Annotated in this window: 17 protein-coding genes; 12 read left to right on the top strand and 5 right to left on the bottom strand. The window is 40.3% G+C overall.

Translation table 11 applies throughout. From position 1 onward, the window contains the following. Nucleotides 1-7: 7 nt before the first annotated feature. Nucleotides 8-499, top strand: coding sequence for a dihydrofolate reductase (locus EV194_RS02030; RefSeq protein WP_132431573.1), 492 nt, complete (start codon nt 8-10; stop codon nt 497-499). Nucleotides 500-573: 74 nt separating this feature from the next. On the opposite strand, the gene EV194_RS02025 is transcribed toward EV194_RS02030, so the two are convergent. From EV194_RS02025 to lysS, 3 genes are read right to left on the bottom strand one after another with little or no spacing between them, the layout of a single operon-like run. After that, complete coding sequence (locus EV194_RS02025) at nt 574-1,917, bottom strand: glucose-6-phosphate isomerase (protein ID WP_132431571.1); 1,344 nt, start codon at nt 1,915-1,917, stop codon at nt 574-576. A 56-nt stretch (nt 1,918-1,973) separates the two neighbouring features. Continuing rightward, nucleotides 1,974-2,972 (bottom strand): NAD(P)H-dependent glycerol-3-phosphate dehydrogenase, encoded by a 999-nt coding sequence (locus tag EV194_RS02020; RefSeq protein ID WP_132431569.1) that lies wholly within the window; start codon nt 2,970-2,972, stop codon nt 1,974-1,976. 24 nt (nt 2,973-2,996) lie between these two features. Further along, on the bottom strand, nt 2,997-4,727 hold the full coding sequence (gene lysS, locus EV194_RS02015; RefSeq protein ID WP_132431562.1) for a lysine--tRNA ligase: 1,731 nt from the start codon (nt 4,725-4,727) through the stop codon (nt 2,997-2,999). Nucleotides 4,728-5,087: 360 nt separating this feature from the next. Here lysS and EV194_RS02010 point away from each other — a divergent pair, with 360 nt between their 5' ends. From EV194_RS02010 to recJ, 4 genes are all read left to right on the top strand, one after another. Beyond that, on the top strand, nt 5,088-7,388 hold the full coding sequence (locus EV194_RS02010; protein WP_132431560.1) for a hypothetical protein: 2,301 nt from the start codon (nt 5,088-5,090) through the stop codon (nt 7,386-7,388). A 78-nt stretch (nt 7,389-7,466) separates the two neighbouring features. Then, entirely contained in the window at nt 7,467-8,381 is a 915-nt protein-coding gene (gene lipA / locus EV194_RS02005; protein ID WP_317128684.1) for a lipoyl synthase, read from the top strand. A gap of 1 nt (nt 8,382) precedes the next feature. Then, on the top strand, nt 8,383-9,090 hold the full coding sequence (gene lipB, locus EV194_RS02000; protein ID WP_132431556.1) for a lipoyl(octanoyl) transferase LipB: 708 nt from the start codon (nt 8,383-8,385) through the stop codon (nt 9,088-9,090). Between the two features lie 74 nt (nt 9,091-9,164). Continuing rightward, nucleotides 9,165-10,886 (top strand): single-stranded-DNA-specific exonuclease RecJ, encoded by a 1,722-nt coding sequence (gene recJ / locus EV194_RS01995; protein ID WP_132431554.1) that lies wholly within the window; start codon nt 9,165-9,167, stop codon nt 10,884-10,886. Nucleotides 10,887-11,361: 475 nt separating this feature from the next. Here recJ and EV194_RS01990 read toward each other — a convergent pair whose 3' ends face one another. Further along, nucleotides 11,362-12,300, bottom strand: a complete 939-nt coding sequence (locus EV194_RS01990) for a DMT family transporter (RefSeq protein WP_132431552.1) — start codon at nt 12,298-12,300, stop codon at nt 11,362-11,364. 97 nt (nt 12,301-12,397) lie between these two features. Between EV194_RS01990 and EV194_RS01985 the strand changes: the two genes are divergently transcribed. From EV194_RS01985 to EV194_RS01975, 3 genes are all read left to right on the top strand, one after another. Then, on the top strand, nt 12,398-13,231 hold the full coding sequence (locus EV194_RS01985) for a hypothetical protein (RefSeq protein WP_132431550.1): 834 nt from the start codon (nt 12,398-12,400) through the stop codon (nt 13,229-13,231). 175 nt (nt 13,232-13,406) lie between these two features. Beyond that, the gene (locus EV194_RS01980; protein WP_132431548.1) at nt 13,407-14,945 is read left to right on the top strand and encodes a YifB family Mg chelatase-like AAA ATPase; all 1,539 of its coding nucleotides are present in this window, start codon (nt 13,407-13,409) and stop codon (nt 14,943-14,945) included. A gap of 98 nt (nt 14,946-15,043) precedes the next feature. Next, on the top strand, nt 15,044-15,718 hold the full coding sequence (locus EV194_RS01975) for an inorganic pyrophosphatase (protein WP_132431546.1): 675 nt from the start codon (nt 15,044-15,046) through the stop codon (nt 15,716-15,718). Nucleotides 15,719-15,783: 65 nt separating this feature from the next. On the opposite strand, the gene EV194_RS01970 is transcribed toward EV194_RS01975, so the two are convergent. After that, on the bottom strand, nt 15,784-17,490 hold the full coding sequence (locus EV194_RS01970) for a Na/Pi cotransporter family protein (RefSeq protein WP_132431544.1): 1,707 nt from the start codon (nt 17,488-17,490) through the stop codon (nt 15,784-15,786). A 292-nt stretch (nt 17,491-17,782) separates the two neighbouring features. Between EV194_RS01970 and EV194_RS01965 the strand changes: the two genes are divergently transcribed. The 4 genes from EV194_RS01965 (at nt 17,783) to EV194_RS01950 (ending at nt 21,329) form a co-directional block, all read left to right on the top strand. Further along, the gene (locus EV194_RS01965; RefSeq protein WP_132431542.1) at nt 17,783-18,598 is read left to right on the top strand and encodes an SDR family NAD(P)-dependent oxidoreductase; all 816 of its coding nucleotides are present in this window, start codon (nt 17,783-17,785) and stop codon (nt 18,596-18,598) included. Beyond that, nucleotides 18,598-19,602, top strand: coding sequence for an NAD-dependent epimerase/dehydratase family protein (locus EV194_RS01960; RefSeq protein ID WP_132431540.1), 1,005 nt, complete (start codon nt 18,598-18,600; stop codon nt 19,600-19,602). The genes EV194_RS01965 and EV194_RS01960 overlap by 1 nt, the downstream gene beginning before the upstream one ends. Before the next feature lie 74 nt (nt 19,603-19,676). Continuing rightward, nucleotides 19,677-20,279, top strand: coding sequence for a hypothetical protein (locus EV194_RS01955; protein ID WP_132431538.1), 603 nt, complete (start codon nt 19,677-19,679; stop codon nt 20,277-20,279). Nucleotides 20,280-20,531: 252 nt separating this feature from the next. Beyond that, nucleotides 20,532-21,329 carry a ParA family protein gene (locus tag EV194_RS01950; protein WP_132431536.1) on the top strand — a complete coding sequence of 266 codons (798 nt, stop codon included), beginning with the start codon at nt 20,532-20,534 and terminating at the stop codon, nt 21,327-21,329.

Below are 21,329 nucleotides of genomic sequence, written 5' to 3'. Positions count from 1 at the left end.
ATCAACTATGCATATTTCAATTATAGTGGTTATTGACAAAAAAGGCGGAATAGGCTTTAATGGCGACCAACTTGCCTATATAAGTGGCGATTTAAAACGGTTTAAACAACTCACCACAGGCCATCCTATTGTGATGGGACGAAAGACCTACGAATCTTTGCCAAACGGAGCTTTGCCCAACAGACGAAACATCGTTTTAACCCGTAACCCACAATTGACTTGTAATGGTTGTGAAATGGCTCGCACCATAGAAGATGTGTTGGACAAGTGCAGAAAAGAACAAGAACTTTTTGTAATAGGAGGAGGCGAAGTGTATGACATTTTCATGCCGGTAGCCACTCGCATCTATTTTACGCACATTCATCATAAATTTGATGATGTGGATACATGGTTTCCTGAAATTAAGAGAGACGACTGGAACAGTGTAATGATGGAAGGTCCATTTACCGATCCTAAAACCAACTTACAGTTTTCGTATGAAACTGTTGAAAGAAAGTAAGAATCAATTCATTTATAAGAGAAACAGGGATTGCATTGCAATCCCTGTTTTTAATTTCTATATAGATCAATGGACTATAGTTTTTTGCGAATTTCTTCAGTTTCTTTCTCAAAACCCGGCTTGCCCAAAAGTGCGAACATATTCTTTTTATAGGCTTCTACTCCCGGCTGATCAAATGGATTTACTCCCAAAATATATCCACTGATTCCACAAGCTTTTTCAAAGAAGAAAATCAGTTGTCCCAAGTAGTATTCGTTCAGTTGAGGAACAGAAATTCTGATATTGGGAACACCACCGTCCACATGTGCAACCAAAGTGCCTAATTCAGCCATTTTGTTGACCTCATCGATTCGCTTTCCAGCAATATAGTTTAAACTGTCAAGATCATCTTTATCAGAAGGAACTTTAACGGTATGGTTGGAATTCTCAATAGAAATAACTGTTTCAAAAATGGTACGCTCACCTTCCTGAATCCATTGTCCCATGGAGTGCAAATCGGTTGTAAAATCTACAGCTGCAGGGAAAATTCCCTTGTTCTCTTTCCCTTCGCTTTCTCCGTAGAGTTGTTTCCACCATTCTGCCAAAAAGTGTAGTTTTGGATGATAATTTACAAGGATTTCAGTTTTCTTTCCACTTTGATATAACAGATTTCTGACTGCGGCATAAACTGCTGCAGGGTTATCTTCAAAACTCACATCGGGTGCAGTTGCTTTAACCATGTCACGAGCTCCTTCTACCAGTTTTTCGATATCAAAACCGGCAACCGCTATGGGAAGTAAACCTACGGGGGTTAAAACCGAAAACCGTCCACCAACATCGTCAGGTATAACGTAAGTTTGGTATCCTTCTCTATCGGCAAGTGTTCTTAAAGCACCCTTGCTTTCGTCGGTGATGGCTACAATTCGGTTTTTCACCTCATCTGCACCATGCTTCTTTTCCAGCAGTTCTTTTAATAATCGGAACGCGATGGCTGGCTCTGTAGTTGTTCCCGATTTGGAAATAACCACTACCGAAAATGTTTTGTCTTTTAACAACTCCAGAAGTTCTTGGGAGTAATCTTCTCCGATGTTTTGTCCGGCATATAAAACAACAGGGCGCTTACGGTCGGTGAGCAGAAAATCAAACGAGTTAGAGAGAGCATCAATTACAGCTCTCGCTCCAAGGTAGCTTCCGCCAATTCCGGTTACCACAACTACCTCTGATTGATCGCTTAACCGGTCAGCCGTAGCTTTAATGGTTTTAAGTTCCTCGCTGGTGATGGCTTCAGGTAACTCCATCCAACCCAGGAAATCATTCCCAGCACCGGATTTATCATGAAGTTTTTGTTGGCAGGCCAACACATTTCCGGCTTGCTTTTTCACTTCATCGAGTGATATAAAGCCTCCGGCTTTCTGAATGTCTATTGAAATCTTTTGCATTGTTAAGTGTGAATTATTTGATATTAAGCATTTTGATGTTGAGAAATAGTTTCTCCTTATCTCAGAGATTCGGTTAATAACCGAATCTCGATGGTAGGGGATATCTTCTCGTATATGATATTATAAACAGCATCGGTTATGGGCATGTTCACTTTATATCGATCATTTATCTCTTTTATACTCTTGGCTGCGTAGTATCCTTCGGCAATCATCAGCATCTCCAGTTGTGCGCTTTTTACAGAATACCCTTTCCCAATCATGGTACCAAAAGTTCTGTTCCGACTGAATTGTGAATAACATGTAACCAATAAATCTCCCAAGTATGCAGAACTTTTTATATCACGAGTTATGGGATGCACGGTATCAACAAATCGTTTTATTTCCTGTATGGCATTGGAGATTAAAACTGCCTGAAAATTATCACCATACCCCAGTCCATGACAAATCCCGGATGCTACGGCCATAATATTTTTTAAAACTGCGGCATATTCCGTCCCATAAATATCATCCGAAACCACTGTCTTTATAAAGCTGCATTGCAATCTGGAAGCAAACTCGCGTCCCTTTTTAACATCCTGACAGGCGATGGTAAGGTATGATAATCTTTCCAAAGCAACCTCTTCCGCATGACATGGACCTGATATAACTGCAATCTGGTCGAGTGGAACACCATGGATTTTATTAAAATAGCTGGCGATGATTAATTTATGCTCTGGTACAAGCCCCTTAATTGCCGAAACAATGAACTTATCTTTAAGAGACACTGACAACCCGGATAACAATTGACTTAAAAACGCCGATGGGTTTGCAAAAATTAATATATCAGAAGCTTCAACCAGTTCATTGATGTCCTGAAAAAATGAAATTCTATCAATATCAAAAGAAACCGATGTTAAGTAATTGGGATTATGCTTTACAGTTTTAAAACGTTCAATATATTCGGGACTTCTGAAATGCCAGTTCAGTTTATCAGAACTTATTAGTACCATTTTTGCTATGGCTGTTGCCCAGCTGCCACTACCTATGATTCCGATTTTCGACGCGGTTACGTCCATGATAATATTGTTTTTGTTACGCACTTAACTTTGCGAAAGCCATTCTGAAACCTCTTCTCTAGATGGATTTGTCAGGCCAAGTTTATTCTTTTTATTTAGTCCGCACAATTGTTGGTGCAATTTATTTGGATTATCAACTTCCAATAAATCTTTTACTCTCTGAAAACCGGCTTTTCGAATCACCGGTATCCACTCTGCTGGAATTCCTATTGCTTCAAATTTGTCGTCACCATCTTTCTCCGCTTTTTTTTCGGGTCGCATTTGCGGAAAAAACAGCACCTCCTGTATGGATTCCTGATTGGTCATAAACATGGTGAGACGGTCAATCCCAATTCCCATTCCCGAGGTCGGGGGCATACCATATTCCAAAGAACGAACAAAATCGTGATCAATAAACATGGCCTCATCATCACCTTTTTCCGAAAGTTTTAGCTGATCCTGAAAACGCTCCAACTGATCAATGGGATCATTCAATTCGCTGTAGGCATTTGCCAGTTCCTTGCCGTTTACCATTAACTCAAACCTCTCAGTAAGTTCCGGGTTTTCGCGGTGTTTTTTGCACAACGGAGACATCTCAATCGGATAATCGGTAATGAATGTGGGCTGAACGTAGTGATGCTCACATTTTTCTCCAAAAATCTCATCAATCAGCTTACCTTTTCCCATTGAGGTATCCACCTCTATATTGAGTTTTTTACAAACCTCGCGCAACCCATTCTCATCCATACCGGAAACATCAAACCCGGTATGCTCCTTTATGGCTTCCAACATGGGAACTCGTTTGAAAGGACGCTTAAAGTTTATGATTTTATCTCCCAGTTTCACCTCGGTAGTACCGTGTAGCTCAAGAGCTACACGTTCAATCATCTCTTCGGTAAAATCCATCATCCACTTATAATCTTTGTAAGCCACGTAGATTTCCATAACGGTGAACTCAGGGTTATGGGTCCTGTCCATACCTTCGTTTCGGAAATCTTTGGCAAACTCGTAAACTCCATCAAAACCACCTACAATCAGGCGTTTAAGGTAAAGTTCATTGGCAATTCTTAAATATAGCGGAATGTTAAGAGCATTGTGGTGAGTAATAAACGGGCGAGCTGCCGCTCCTCCGGGAATTGCCTGCAAAATGGGTGTTTCAACCTCTAAATAACCACGCTCATTGAAAAAATTCCGCATGGTATTCATAATTTTCGTTCTGGCCAGGAAAGTCTCCTTTACGTGATCATTCACAATCAAATCAACATAACGCTGACGATAGCGCATTTCCGGATCGGTAAATGCGTCGTAAATCTTTCCGTCTTTCTCTTTTACAATTGGAAGAGGACGAACAGACTTAGCCAATATGGTGAGTTCTTTTACATGTAATGATATTTCACCGGTTTGTGTTTTAAACACAAATCCTTTAACTCCAATGATGTCTCCAATGTCAAGCAAACGTTTAAAAACAGTGTTGTACATGGTTTTATCCTCACCGTCACAAATATCGTCACGACGAATATAAACCTGCATGCGTCCTTTCCCGTCTTTAATCTGCGCAAAAGAAGCACTTCCCATAATTCTGCGTGTCATAATTCGACCCGCTAATACCACCTCCTGAAACTGATCAGGATGATCATCAAATTGATCCAGAATATCTTTTGACTGATGGGTAACGGGGAATTCATCGGCAGGAAAAGGGTTGATACCCAGTTTGTAAAGTTCCTTTAAACTATCTCGTCGGATTTGCTCCTGTTCGCTTAATTCTATCTGACTCATTGGTTAATAATTGTTTACTTAAAAAAGTGAGTAGCAAAAAACAAAATGCAAAGATAACCTCAAAATATTCAATATAAAAAAGTAAGCGAAAAATCGTTGGAATTTATAATGATAAAAAGTGTAAATAATAAGGTATGTTGAATGTTTTTTAACACAAAACACTCATCACTTTAACATTAAATGTAAAAATAAATAGGCAATAGTTACGTTTAAAAAGAACTCAGGCATCAGCCATAACCCAAAAGGCAAGTTCGCGTGAAAAAACGGCCATTGCCGTTTTCTCTGAGAAGTATGATATGTGAAGTATTAACGGAAGAAAAAATCCTGTGGATTGTTTCTGCCTTTAAATTTAATGCGCTGATGTACAGTAAAATTATCGTCACTTTGTTGACAATCCTTAATTTTGCCTGGATAAATATCCATGCAAATGAAATCAGACTGGAGTTCATCACCAGTTATCAATGTGAAATAACCGATCCCGATAGTATTGTTATCGAAAATATGACCCGCCAGGGTTCGGCCACGATCTATTATCCCAACAATGTTTTCGTTATAACCGAAACAGGACTGTCTGTTGGAGACGGAACTGTCAGGAAGCCTGAAAAGTTTTCAGTGTCGCAAAACTATCCAAATCCCTTTACCGATATGACACGATTTGATGTGCACGTTAAAAGTGCCGATGAATTTGTTCTGTCTGTGAATGACTTAGAGGGACGTTTGCTTTTAACAGAACGTCATTATCTGGATTCTGGTGTTCATACATTTACATTTAGTGGAGCCGGGCAGCAAATCCTTCTGCTGAATGTTAAATCTCCGGATGGCAACCAGAGTATTAAAATGATTCAAAGCAGCAGTTCTTCAGGAAATTCTCCAAACATAAGGTATACCGGATTATCGGGAACTATTTATGATGATGACGCAACGCTGTTGAAATCAACAGATACTTTTCCTTTTGCTTTCGGGGATCAACTCAGATTTACAGCTTATGTAACCAATAGCTTGGGTGCAGTTGAGCATGCAAATGTAACGGCCTCTCCTGTATCAGGGAGTGATTATCATATCAATATCGCCGGAAACGCGCCTGCACGACCTTCATCTATATCCGGAGCAACACAGGTTACTGCCGGACAATCAGGTGTCACTTATTCTGTCTCCAACACAGCGGGGATCACGTATAATTGGAGCGTTCCAAGCGGTTGGAGTATTACAGGTGGGCACAACAGTTCCACCATTACTGTTACTGCAGGATCATCGGGTGGCACAATTGCGGTAACCGCCGAGAATGCTTGTGGAACAAGTAATTCACGTTCGTTATCGGTGACTGTTACAACGGGGGGTAATGAAACCTCCGGGCCTGTTAATATGGCTGATGCCGCCTTTTTTGTAGCACCAAACGGCCGCTCTAATGCGGCAGGCACATACAATGATCCCTATGACCTTGCCACAGCATTGAGAGCAAATGGGCCTGCTTCTCCGGGAAATCTAATTATTCTCAAAGAGGGAACCTATAATGGACGTTTTACTAGCAGTGTAAGAGGCACCAGAAACAACCACATTGTTTTTGCTGCCGAACCGGGCAAAAGGGTTACCATTAACGGTCATTCAGGTTCAGGTCAACATACTTTGCTGGTACAGGGCGAGTGGGTCATATTCAGGGAGCTGGAAATTACCAATAGCAATACCAACCGACTTCAACTGGTTGGAGGCGTGGAATTTGAAGCACCTAATTCAAAACTCATCAATTGTATTATTCATAACAATCAAGGGGGCGTAGGTTTTTGGACAGGAGCCATTGACAGCGAGCTATACGGAAACATCATTTACAACAATGGGTTCTTTTCTCAACGGGGAAGAGGTCATGGAATATACACTCAAAACAGGAATGGAACCAAAACCATTGCCAATAATATTTTGTTCTTTGGATATGGATTTGGAATTCATGCTTATACTGAAAATGGGTATCTTGAAGGATTCGACTTTTTACGCAATGTCTGGTTCCGCACAGGCGCTTCGATTGAAGGCGCCAGTGTATACGGCGAATCAGACGGACTCCTGATAGGTGGCCATCAACCGGTGGATCGTACACGTTTAATCGGAAATCACTCCTGGACGCCGGTAGCCAACGCCCGTAGCCTCCGACTCGGATACAGCGCCACTCTGGGCGTTGATGGAAGCACGCCGCTCTGGAACGAGTTTATTGAATTGCGAGATAATTATATTGTAGGAAATACTTATACGCGAGGACAATGGCGATCTGCAATAGCCGAAAACAATCAATTTTTTGGTGCAGAGATTGGTCCGCAACCTTCAGATTTTCCAAATAACTCATACTCCAACCAACTGCCAACCGGAACCAAAGTTGTTGTTCAAAACAACCAATACGATTCTGGCCGGTTTGACCTGATCATATATAACTGGAATGATCAGAGTCAGGTTAACGTGAATCTTTCAAACCATCTGCAAACCGGACAGTCATACAGAATTTACAATGTATTTGACTTGTGGGGCACTCCGGTAGCCAGTGGAACATACCAGGGAGGTAATGTATCTGTACCAATGGGAACTGTTGCGCCACCCCAGCCCAACGGATTTCCAAACGCCATTACAGGCGCCGATAACCCCGGCAGAACTTTTGGTGTTTTTATTCTCAGAGTTCAATAAAGTAATGTGGGTAGGATAAACATTCTCCGCTTTCAAACGTTAAATCATAACACTTCGAAGAATTAATGTATCTTCGAAGTGTTAGTGTTTAATGGATTATCGAAAACGACAACATCAACAAAAATGGTTAAAATTCAACGACGCATATCTAAACCCGATTGGCTTAAAATTCAACTTCCCAATACTTCAGAATACAGCTGGATGCACAAAACCATCCGCGACCATAAACTGCACACCATTTGTACCAGTGGCAAATGTCCGAATGCAGCAGAATGCTGGGGAGCGGGCACAGCCACTTTCATGATTTTGGGAGATACCTGTACCCGTGCCTGCAAATTTTGCAACGTAAAAACAGGAAAACCCGACCCGGTTGATTTTAAAGAGCCTTTCAGAATTGCCCGTTCCATCCAGATTATGAAAATTAAGCATGCAGTTATCACTTCGGTGGATCGTGACGACCTTCCCGATGGAGGAGCAGGGGTTTGGGTGGATACCATCAAAAAAGTGAAAGAGGTGAATCCCGGCATAACCATGGAGGTACTGATTCCCGATTTTCAGGGGATGACTAACCTTGTTGACCGCATTATAGAGGCAGAACCGGAAGTGATAAGCCACAATGTGGAAACGGTTCGCCGGTTAACACCGCAAATCCGTTCCAGAGCTAAATATGATGTCAGCCTTGATGTGCTTAAGCATATTGCCGGACGTGGTGTTGTTGCAAAATCGGGAATCATGTTGGGATTAGGTGAAACTCAGGAAGAGGTTCTCGAAACCATGGACGATTTGGTAAATCAGGGGGTAAAAGTCCTCACCATTGGACAATACCTGCAACCATCAGCGGTTCACCTGGAGGTTCAGGAGTATATCACGCCAGAGCAATTCAAGTTTTATGAGATAGAAGGATTAAAAAAAGGTTTTAAATTTGTGGAAAGCGGTCCATTGGTAAGATCATCCTATCATGCCGAAAAACATATTAACGCGTTAAAAGAGTAAAATGCAACAGACTACCATTTTCCACAATCCCGGGAAAGTTGATTACAAGCAGGAATGGGATCATCAGGAAAATCTCTTTGATGAAGTTGTAAACACAAAACTTAATAACAGGGAGAATACCGGATCTAAAAAACCTGTAAAGCACCATCTGATTTTTTGCGAACATCCCCATGTATACACACTTGGGAAAAGTGGCATGCCATCAAATCTATTAATTACAGATGATCTGCTTAAGAAAATTGATGCCGTATTTTATAAAATCAATCGTGGTGGCGACATCACCTACCATGGTCCCGGACAGTTGGTGGGTTACCCCATATTCGATCTGGAAGCGATGGGGCTTGGCATCAAGGAGTACATTTTCAATCTGGAGGAGGCCATTATTCTGACATTAAAAGAGATTGGAATTCCGGGGTCAAGGTTAGAAGGTGCAACAGGTGTGTGGCTTGATACCGATAAGCCGGCACAAAGCCGGAAAATATGCGCCATTGGTGTAAGAGCAAGCCGGCATGTTTCCATGCACGGCTTTGCACTCAATATCAATACAAATCTTGATTACTTCAGGTATATCAATCCATGTGGATTTATTGATAAAGGAGTTACTTCCATTGAAAAAGAACTGAATCAGCATCAGAATTTTACAGAAATAAGTCGGATTGTAAAGGACAAACTTACCGACGTTTTTCAATTACATTTTGAGGTTTCGTGAGGATGGCGTGTTAAAAAACCTATCTTTGTAATATTGTTGAACAATCTTGATCAACTTAGCACGAAAATCAGGTAATGGAAAAACGTTGGAGCATAAAGGATGAGGTGGATGAAGACTTAATTTTGCAATTAAGTCATGCTATTAATGTAGATGAAATTCTTGCAAAACTGTTGATTCAACGCAATGTTACAAGTTTTGATGATGCGAAAACCTATTTTCGTCCTTCATTGGAGCTATTACATGACCCTTTTTTAATGAAAGATATGGACAAAGCCGTGAAACGGCTTTTGTCAGCTATACGCAATGGCGAAAAAATCATGATTTATGGTGATTACGACGTTGACGGCACCACATCCGTTTCATTGGTATACTCATTTCTTCGTCATTATTATCAAAATCTTGAATTTTACATCCCCGACAGGTATAAAGAAGGGTATGGCATCTCCATGCAAGGCATTGAGTTTGCACACGATGCCGGTTGTCATTTAATTATTTCGCTGGACTGTGGTGTAAAGGCTGTTACTAAAATTGCCCAGGCAAAAAAAATGGGAATCGATTTCATTGTTTGCGATCATCACACACCCGGGAGCGAACTTCCCGACGCAGCAGCCTGCCTGGATCCAAAACGCCATGATTGTGGGTATCCTGAAAAAGAACTTTCAGGATGCGGTGTCGGCTTCAAGTTTATGCAGGCCTTTTGCCGAACCATGAACTATCCGGAAGATGACCTGTATGAATACCTGGATCTTGTAGCCGTTAGCATAGCCTCCGACATTGTTCCAATAACCGGTGAAAACAGGATTTTAGCCGCCTTTGGACTTGACAAACTCAACAAAAACCCCCGAACCGGACTGAAAAGCATCATTCAGATTGCAAACATGGAGCACCGGGAGTTTCTTATCAGCGATATTGTTTTTAAGATTGGCCCGCGCATTAACGCAGCCGGACGAATTGAATCAGGTCGTGACGCTGTAGAGTTACTCATCAGCGAAGACAAGTCTTTGGCCGAAAAAATGAGTCAGGATATAAATGTCTGCAATGAAACACGAAAAGATCTTGACAGGTTAACCACTCAGGAAGCATTGGATTTAATTGATACCAGTGAGGAGATGAAAGCACAAAAAACAACGGTGCTTTTTAAGCCCGATTGGCACAAAGGTGTAATCGGAATTGTAGCGTCGCGACTTACGGACAGTTACTATCGACCCACTGTAATTCTCACGCAGAGTCAGGGAATGGCCACCGGTTCAGCCAGGTCGGTAGAAGGTTTTGACCTTTACAAGGCGATTGAATCGTGCAGCGACCTGCTGGTTAACTTTGGAGGACATATGTATGCTGCCGGATTAACCATGCAAATAGAGAAAATCCCGGAATTTACACGCCGATTTAATAAATATGTTGAAGAAAACATCCTTCCGGAGCAGTTAATCCCCCAAATTGAAATTGATGCAGAGATTATGCTCAAGGATATTACTCCGAAGTTTTTCAGAATACTTAAGCAGTTCACGCCCTATGGGCCGGGAAATATGAAGCCGGTTTTTATAACCAGAAGAGTGGTGGATTACGGAACCAGCAAACTGGTTGGGAAAGATCGGGATCATGTTAAACTGGAGCTGATAGAAGAAGGATCCGCTACCATTATGCAAGGGATCGGTTTTGGAATGGGCAAATACATTAAGCAGATTAAAAGTGGAGACTATTTTGACATTTGCTATACCATTGAAGAAAATGTTTTCAATGGAAACACTTCCATTCAACTGATGATTAAAGACATGAGATTTCCATACAGCGTATAAAACATTAAGTAACTGTTTAAATTTAGTTTTCAAAGAATTCTATAGATTATAGATCATTAGAATTTAGACAGATAGGATAGTTTATAAAGATAATTAGACACAACTGGTTTTCTATTTTGTCTTGTCTATCGGTCTAATCCCGAAACCCTCGGGATAACATCTAAAAATCTATTTAATAATTTTAAACATTAGTGTCCGGTAAAAAGTTGTTTTGCCCCTAATGGGGCAATAGTTCTTTTTCCAACTAATATATTTACCGACCTTTAGTCCCTAACGGGACTGTGCCGTAGGTACAGAATATCGGTAGAGAAAAATTAACCCCCAATTTCATGTGTCCTGTAGGGACACAACAATTTGCAGGCATTATAGCATCTTGTCTGAAAATTTACCGGACAGTAATGAATTTTAAACAGTCTCTAAGTTCCACCCTTCCCTGTCTGCAAAAATCAGTGCAACCTCAATCCTGATGTCTGATCTAGTCATTCTTTCCTCGTGTCCTTTTCCATTTCCACTGCACTTTTCGAGCACCTACCGCAAGAGCAACTCCACCAAGTACCATTAATGCCCCAATGTATGCCATTGGTGCCATTGGAGGCGATTCAAACCAATGTACATTCATCAATAAAAGAATTTCTAAGATGATAAAGGTAATGATGGGATTCAGAGTCACGATCATACTTATGCGGTTGGCCTCAGTGTATTTAAGTGCTATGGATAAGCCGCCATATGCCAGAATGGTGTTTAAAGCGAGAAAAAGAAACAACAACCAAACTATAGGAGATTTCAGAACGAAGAGTGTCTGAAAATCAGCAAATGGAATAAAAAGCAAAGCAGGAATTCCATAAATGATCAGATTGATCTGCATGGGAGCCATTCTTTTAACCATAATCTTATTAATGATAGCATAGCCTGTCCATGCCAAAGCTCCGGCAAATGTCCATAAAGCTCCTATTCTGAGAGTACCTCCTCCATCTGGCATTACCTGCATTTGCTGGTGATAAAAGAAATAGAAGCCGGTAGCCGCCAAAAGGAATCCTGTGATTCGTACAAAATTTATTTTCTCTTTAAAGATTATGAACCCGATCAAAGCTAGATTTACAGGGCCGGCCTGAATTATAACCTGTGAAACAGCAGGGCCTGCATGTTCAATTCCTTGTTGGAACCCGTAGAAATTAATGCCTAGTAACACACCTCCCAACAACAAAATCTTTGGAGGATTTTTTAAAACGCGCAGAGAGCGTGGACTCCTGAAAAGATAGAAAAATGTTAGAATAAAAAAACTTGCAGCAAATCGCCACCAAACTATCGTGTATGAATCTGTGTAATTCAGTGCTATTTTTAATGCTATGGCGAGTAATCCCCACATCAATGCCGATAAACAGGCCAACAATATTCCTTTAGTGGAATCCTTCATTAAAATTTATTTTTTAGCTGGATGCAAAAATACAATAAGGCCGTACAAAATAAATTATAATCAGTTATATTTGTACAAACTAAAACAACCATCAATTATGAAACGACTCTTAAACCACACCACATTAGTCAGTCTCATTATTCTGTTCTCTTTCATAATAAGTGCTTGCCGCACAGGAAGAACTTCTTCAGGAGATGACGGCAATCAAACCGAAACCTTAGATAAAGCCAGGGTAGAACAAGATGTGCGGGAATTTGTTTATCCGCTGCCAACAAGCTTTGAAACGACAGAAATGCTTAACAGGATAGGGGCTTCATATATTCTGACCCTCAGTAACCCTGTATCCAATGTTGAGCGTTACCTGACAGAAAAATCAAAAGCCATCAACCTGGGGATATATAGCACAGATTTGAGTTATGCAAGTACTTACAACCAGAGACAGGCTACCATTGATTATATGAATGTAAGCAAGCGCCTAATTGATGCTTTGAATATCTCAGGTGCAGTAAGCCCGGACATCATAGATCAGATAGAAGCCAACCAGGACGACAAGGAGAAACTTGTTGAACTGATTACCAATACTTTTTACAACACATACGAATACCTAAATAGAGCAGGACGCGGTTCGGTTTCTATGCTTGTTTTGGCGGGAAGTTGGGTAGAGGCTCTTTATATCGCCACCCATATTTCTGAGGATACTTATCAAAACAAAGAGATGGTGGCCATTGTCATGAATCAGAAATCATCTCTTAATAAGCTTTTGTCCCTGATGGAAGTTGTAAAAGACAATCCTGCTATTGACGAAGTAATGCAGCAACTAAAACCAATCCAAAGAGTTTATAACTCCATTGAAGATGGAGCCATAACGCAACGTCAGTTGAGACAAATTACCGATAAAGTATATGTTGTTCGAAACCAGATGGTTGAGTAACTAACAGCAACAGCTTTGAATAACACAAGAGAGGTTGAACTTTACAGGGTTCAACCTCTTTTGTTTTATTTTTCCTATAAAATTCCCTCCTCATAAAGTATCAAACAAAATATTTTCATAAATTGGATCAAATTTAACCAAAGACCCAAATCCGGTCTCTTAATCATTTTACCCAATGCTAGTAAAAACCCATGGCGCTGCAGTTACAGGCATTGACGCCATTCCCATCACAATAGAGGTTGACATATCCCGGGGAATCCGATTTTTCATGGTTGGATTGCCCGACAACGCTGTAAAGGAGAGTCAGCAACGAATTGAATCGGTATTCCGAATTTATAATTATGAGTGGCCCGGAAAGCGGATTGTTATTAATATGGCTCCGGCCGACACCAGAAAGGAAGGATCTGCTTACGACCTTCCATTGGCCATAGGCATTCTGGCAGGTGACCAACAAATATCTGACAGCCTAATTGGTGACTATATGATGATGGGGGAACTGTCGTTAGATGGCAGTTTAAATCCCATAAAAGGAGCACTTCCCATTGCTGTTCGTGCACAAAAGGAGGGTTTTAAAGGCCTCATCATACCTAAAGCCAATGCTAGGGAGGCTGCTGTTGTTGAAGAACTGGAGGTGTATGGAGCTGAAAACATGCAGCAGGTCATTGACTTTTTAAACGGTAAACCATCTCTGGAAAAGACGATTGTGGATACCCATCAGGAATTTATGGAAGGATTACATGGTTGCGAAATTGATTTTTCAGATGTAAAAGGTCAGGAAAGTGTGAAACGATCGCTGGAGATTGCTGCTGCTGGTTCGCACAATCTCATAATGATCGGCCCGCCCGGTGCTGGTAAATCAATGCTGGCCAAGCGATTGTCATCCATTTTACCGCCCATGCAACTTTCTGAAGCGCTTGAAACCACTAAAATTCATTCAGTGGCAGGAAAACTTGGGGGAAACACGGCTCTGCTTACGCAGCGGCCGTTCAGAAGCCCCCATCATACGATTTCTGATGTAGCCTTGGTTGGCGGCGGAACCTACCCGCAACCCGGAGAGATTTCTTTGGCTCATAACGGCATCCTTTTTTTAGATGAACTTCCGGAATTCAAACGTACCGTATTGGAGGTATTACGTCAACCACTTGAAGATAGATTAATCAGCATATCCAGAGCCAAATTTGCCCTTGAATATCCGGCAAGTTTCACTCTTGTTGCCAGTATGAACCCTTGCCCGTGTGGATTTTACAATCACCCTGAAAAAAGATGCGTTTGTTCACCCGGTGTGGTTCAAAAGTACCTCAGCAGAATTTCAGGCCCTTTACTTGATCGGATTGACATACACATAGAAGTTGTACCGGTGCCATTTAACAAGTTGGCCGAAGCGCCAACTTCAGAAAAAAGTCACGAAGTCAGGGAGAGAGTAATCAAGGCCAGGGAAATTCAAACTATGCGTTATAAGAAACATCCAAAAATACATTGTAACGCACAAATGACCAGTAAACTTTTGGCACAATATGCTGTTTTAGATGAATCAGGAAGTATGATATTAAAAAATGCCATGGAAAAACTGGATCTGTCGGCTCGTGCATACGACAGAATTCTAAAGGTTTCCAGAACCATCGCTGATTTAGAAGCTTCAGAAAGCATCAAATCTCATCATGTTGCCGAGGCCGTTCAATACCGCAGTCTGGACAGAGAAGGATGGGCAGGTTAAGCATTTGTAACAAATTATTAGAGATTTATTAATCAAAAAGCATTTTATTTGCTGATACAATGACTAAAAAACGAAAAAAACAAACAACAGAACTCGATATGTCGACAAATATTTTAATGGAACCAATTGGACGATTGATGGGACTTAGATATAAATCACACCCCTGGCATGGAATAGATATCGGAGAAAAAGCTCCCGATGAAGTCATCTGTTTCATTGAAGTGGTACCCACAGATACCATTAAGTACGAAATAGATAAGGCAAGTGGGTACTTGCGTATCGACAGACCACAAAAATATTCAAACGTGGTTCCATCTTTGTATGGATTTATCCCGCAGACATATTGTGGAAGATTGGTAGGTGATTTCAGTGCGGAAAAATCAGGCCGCAAAAATGTAAAGGGTGATGGCGATCCACTTGACATTTGCGTACTGACCGAAAAAGATGTGATGCACGGCGATATTCTCGCTGAAGCCATTCCAATAGGGGGTTTCAGGATGATTGATAACGATGCCGCTGATGATAAGATTATTTCGGTTTTAAAAGGCGATGTAGTATACGGCGACATAAGAGATGTCTCTGACTTACCGGATTTGGTAGTAGAAAGACTAAAACACTATTTCCTCACCTACAAAGATATGCCCGGGATGAACCGTGAATCTGAAATAACGCATACGTACAATGCTGAAGAAGCAAAGGAGGTAATAAAGTTATCAATGAAAGACTATGAGGGGCGATTTGAAAAGCTCAGAAATGCACTCTCATCTTACTAAAACATTAAAATAATAAAGGGAGCTTGTGAAAGCTCCCTTTATTTATTCTATCAAACTTTGATTTCTTATTTCTTTGCTCTTTTAGCTGCTGATTCAGTCAACGCTTCAGAAACATTAATGGCATAATCTCCAAGTTTTTCACATTCAGAGAAAATATCATTGAATAATATCCCTGCTTCATAAGAGTATACTTCCTTTGAGAGGTTATCGAGGTGCTCAGCTTTAAGTTGATTGCGGTAATTATTGATCTGCTCTTCAACTTGCATAGCCTTGCCCAGATTAATATTGCTCTCATCCTTATCCAAATTCTCCCGCATAATTTCAAGCGACTCTTCAACCAGATTAAACATCAACTCAAGTTTTTGCATCGCCTCCTCGTTAAAGGTAATTTTCTTTTCCCTCATGCGGTTTACCGAACGAGCAAGGTTGAAATTGCAATCGCCAATACTTTCAAGGTCACCAACCAATTTTAGCATTGAACGCATCCGCTGCTGACCATTAACACTCATTTTATATTGTGATATCTGGCTCAGGTAGTTGGTTATTTCTACCTCTACATTATCACAAATCCCTTCGTATTTCTGAACTTTGGTAAGCAGTTTGTTATATTTCTTATCGGTAGGCTCCTTCAACATCTTTCTGAAGAAACCAAACATCTTTGTAGAATGCTTTGCAAAAAACTGCACCTCTTTTTTCGCCTGAAGCAATGATAATTCAGGAGTTGACAACATTCCAGTAGTAATGTATTTCAACCTGAACTCTTCCTCTGAATCCTTGTCTTTTTGAGGAACCAACTTAACAACAATCTTTTGCAGTAACGGAGTGAACCAGATAAATATGGAAACATTTAACACGTTAAATACCGTATGAAATAGAGCAAGTGCAGTGGGGACTGCCGCAGCACTATCCATTCCCATTCCTCCCGGGCTGGTTACAAAACGTAAAATAGCATCAGCAAAAGAGTTAAATACCAACAACATCCAAAAAATCCCCAGAACGTTAATGATGAAATGAACTCTGGCTGCTCGTTTAGCGCTGATATTTCCTACGCTAGCAGCGATATTGGCAGTGATGGTGGTTCCTATATTTTCTCCCAACACCATGGCTGCGGCAAATTGAAATTCAATCCATCCCTGACTGATCATTACGAAAGTGAGAGCCATTGTGGCCGATGAAGATTGAATAACCACTGTAAGAAGCGTTCCTATAAGCAGAAAGATTAAAACAGAGCCAAATCCAAGGTCTGAGAATCCTTCTACAAATGCCATGATTTCAGGATTTTCTCTGATATTAGGAACGCTGTCCTTCATAAAGTCGAGACCCAAAAACAGCAATGCAAAACCTACGAGAAACTCACCCCAGCTGCGACGAACCATTGCCTTCGAAAAAATCAGAGGTATCCCAATGGCAATCATTGGCAATGAATAGTCACTAATTTGAAATTTAAATCCAAAAACGGAAATCATCCAGCCGGTAAAAGTAGTTCCAATGTTGGCACCCATGATAACACCTATGGACTCTTTTAAAGTAATCAATCCGGCGTTAACAAATCCCACAAGCATAACCGTTGTAGCCGTTGATGATTGTACTACCACAGTAACAAAAATTCCTGTCAATAGTCCAAAAAAACGATTGGAGGTCATAGCTGACAGGATGCTTCTCATTTTTGAACCGGCCACTCTCTGAAGTGATTCACTCATCATTTTCATTCCGTAGAGGAACATCCCCAGAGAGCCTACCAGCGTTAGAAAATCGAACAATGTATAATTCATTCTAATATTATTTACAGCACTAATTTAAAACGGCTTAACGTTATACAATCTAATTTTCGGCCACAAAAATACGTTTTTTTTTAAACCAAGTAATTAATTAGCAATAATTTCTTAACGTCTATTTTCCATGGATACTTTTCTTAATGTGCAAATATTGCAGATTTGTGTGTTTAACTTTGAAAAGCACATTCATTTTTTGCAATTTTACATTTACTGTCATCCATGCCAGATGACACAACATAAAACTTGCAACGGATTAGTTGATCCGAAATCCAGGAAAAAAAGACAAATGATGACTGAGAAAACAACAGATACATACGCTTTAATTACTGGAGCCAGTCAAGGATTAGGGAAATACTTTGCAATTGAATTAGCTGAGCGAAAGTACCATACAATTTTGGTTGCACTTCCCGGAGAAAATATTGATCACGTGGCTGATATGTGCCGTATTAACGGCAGAAAATCGGTTATTTATGAAACCGATTTAACCAATAAACAGAACATTCTGGAATTAACAAAATGGGTAAATGATCATTTTGAGCTATCAATTCTGGTAAATAATGCCGGATTGGGAGGTACCAGATCCTTTGTCGATTCAGACGTTGATTACATAGACAACATCATTCAGCTAAATATTACAGCATTGGCGCTGATTACCCACCAACTGCTGCCGAACCTTCTGAAACAGAGACACGGATACATATTAAATGTATCCAGCATGGCATCATTTAGCCCAATTGGTTATAAAACAGTTTATCCGGCATCAAAAAAGTTTGTTCAGTCATTTACTCTCGGACTAAATCAGGAATTAAAAAACAGCAATGTTTTTGCAAGTGTGGTGCACCCGGGCCCCATGAAAACAAATCAAAGCGTAACGCAAAGAATCGAAAACCAGGGATGGATAGGCCGCTTAGGGCTGATGTCGCCGGAAATGGTGGCAAAAAAAACTATTTACAATTTATTGAAAAAAAAGCCATTGATCTTACTTGGTTGGTCAAACAGAATTAACTGGTTGCTTTTGGTATTAACTCCACGAAACATAAAGCTTCCGCTGCTGACCAGGGCGGTAAAACGGGAAATTGTTGCGACTAAAAAACCGATTAAGTGATGCAAAACATACTGGTAACAGGAGCCAATGGATTGTTGGCCACAAACATCATTAAGCTTTTAATTGAAAAAGGATATTCTGTAATCGGGCTGCTTCGCAGAGCGGAAAGCTATGTTGGAATGACTGATGAAAAACTCACCCTCGTGGAGGGTGAGTTTACAAATACTTCTACATTAAATAGAATTCTTCCCCAATGTGATGCAGTTATTCATGCAGCAGCATTAACTTCTCAGGGAATGCCATCGTTCCAACCATATTATGAGATAAATGTAAAGGCCACTGAAAATCTTGTAAAAGCATCAATCCTCCATCAGGTTAAAAAATTCATATACGTAAGCACTGCAAATGTTTTTGGTTATGGAACCAAAACAAGCCCGGGAAACGAAAACAGACCGCTACAACATCCATTCACCCAATCCAATTATGCGAAAAGCAAGGCCGAGTCTGAAAAACAAATCCAAAAATATTCAGGTGGGATTGATATTGTAATAGTTAACCCAACTTTTATGTTGGGCGCCTATGACGGAAAGCCATCCAGCGGTAGAATTATTTTAATGGCACTGAGAAAAAAAATAATTTTTTACCCCCCGGGGGGCAAAAATTTTATACATGTGGAAGATGCCGCTGAAGGAGTAATTAAAGCGATGACTGGTGGTAAACCACGGGAGAATTATCTTCTTGCCGGAGAAAATCTGAGTTATTTTGAGTTTTTTCAAAAACTCAAAAACATCACAGGCCAAAAATCTATTCTGGTTAAAATTCCCTCGTCACTACTTAAAGCGGCAGGCTATGCTGGTTTGCTTCTTCAAAAGTGCGGAGTTGTAGCAGATTTAAATCTGGTTAATGCCAAAATTTTAAGCATTGAAAATTATTACAGCAACGATAAAGCTGAAAAAAATCTGGGATTAAAAGTGCGCCCAATTGAAATGGCCATCAACGATTCCATCAACTGGTTTTCAAATCAAGAAAAAAACCGGAAAAACAAAAAAAAAAACATGCAATAAACAATCACGCCTAGCGTTTGCAGTATATTCCAATTATCTTTACAGAATCGAAATCTGACAAAACAACAAAGAATATGAAAAGTATTTGGCACATTATTCTTCCGTTTGTGGCTTTTATCCTAAGCATCGGCATTGTTTCCGCAAACCCTAACAGACCATATATAACCGAGTCATCCATCCAGGAACAGTTGGAATTTGTAATCAATCAGTCGTCTCGATGGGAGCAATACAGAATGGTGCCCGAAAGATGGCTTAACCAGCTTAACACCAATACTCTCGATACGCTGAATTATAAAAATAACCGCATCAGGACACTGAATTCGACCATATCCGGTCAAAAATCGGAGATAGAACAGCTAAGCAAAGAATTGAACGATACTCGTGAAAAATTGGCTCAGGCTGAAAGAGCCCGTGATGCATTCAGCCTGGTTGGAATATCCATGCACAAGAGATTCTTTCTGAGTTTGGTAATATTTACGATGACAGGAATATTACTATTAGCCGGGTTTATATTCCTATTATACAAAAAAAATCTTGAGACGATCAGCAAAACCAAGGACGAGCTGAATCATTTGAAGGACGATTTCGAAGAATATCGTCAGAAAGCCCGAAAGAAACAGGAAGATCTTGTTGTACAGCATCATCGGGAAATACAAAAACTTAAGGGAATGGGCTAAAAAAAATCAATTGACCCCGATAAATTGTTTATTAAAAATCAAAAGAGGCTTCTAACTAAGAGAAAATCTCACACTTGTGGCATATATGAAATATTTGACACACGCAGAACACGCTTAACTCCCAACAAGTCAACACCAAGCATAATTTTATATCCGTATTTTCTATTTATTTACCAATAAAAGATTAACTTTGGCTTTCGTCAAAAAATAACTTTTTATTACTTTGACGTACCAAATTTAAACATCTGTTTTATGGCAAAAATTATAGCTCTCGCGAATCAAAAGGGAGGTGTTGGTAAAACCACAACTGCAATTAACCTGGCTGCCAGTCTGGCAGTACTCGAATACAACGTGTTAGTTGTTGATGCGGATCCTCAGGCCAATGCAACTTCTGGTTTAGGCTTTGATCTAAACAACATTGAGAACAGCATCTATGAATGTATTGTTGACAAGGTTGATACTCAAAAGGCCATATTGAAAGCAGAAATTGAGCATTTGTATGTGCTTCCATCACATATTGATCTGGTTGGAGCTGAGATAGAAATGCTCAACATGCCCAAAAGAGAGTATGTATTAAAAGAAGTGTTGGAGAAGGTTCGCAATGATTATGATTTTATATTAATCGACTGTTCGCCATCGTTGGGATTAATTACTGTAAACGCCTTAACAGCATCCGATTCTGTAATTATTCCTGTTCAGTGCGAATACTTTGCTCTTGAAGGACTTGGAAAACTTCTGAATACCATTAAAATCATTCAAAACAGATTAAACCCTGATCTCGAAATTGAAGGTTTCCTTTTAACCATGTATGATTCCCGACTGCGGTTATCAAATCAGGTGGTTGAAGAGGTTCAAACCCACTTTCAGGAGATGGTGTTTGAAACCCTCATTACCCGTAACATTAAACTGAGTGAAGCACCCAGCTACGGAAAAGCAGTTGTTATGTACGACGCCGCATCAAAAGGGGCTACCAACTATTTAAATCTGGCGCGTGAATTGTTACAAAAAAACAATATGACACGCATGGACAATAAAGATAAAATCATTTAA

This window comes from Natronoflexus pectinivorans (assembly GCF_004345615.1).
Classification (GTDB): Bacteria; Bacteroidota; Bacteroidia; order Bacteroidales; family Marinilabiliaceae; genus Natronoflexus; species Natronoflexus pectinivorans.
This window is presented reverse-complemented; position numbering and strand designations above follow the sequence as displayed.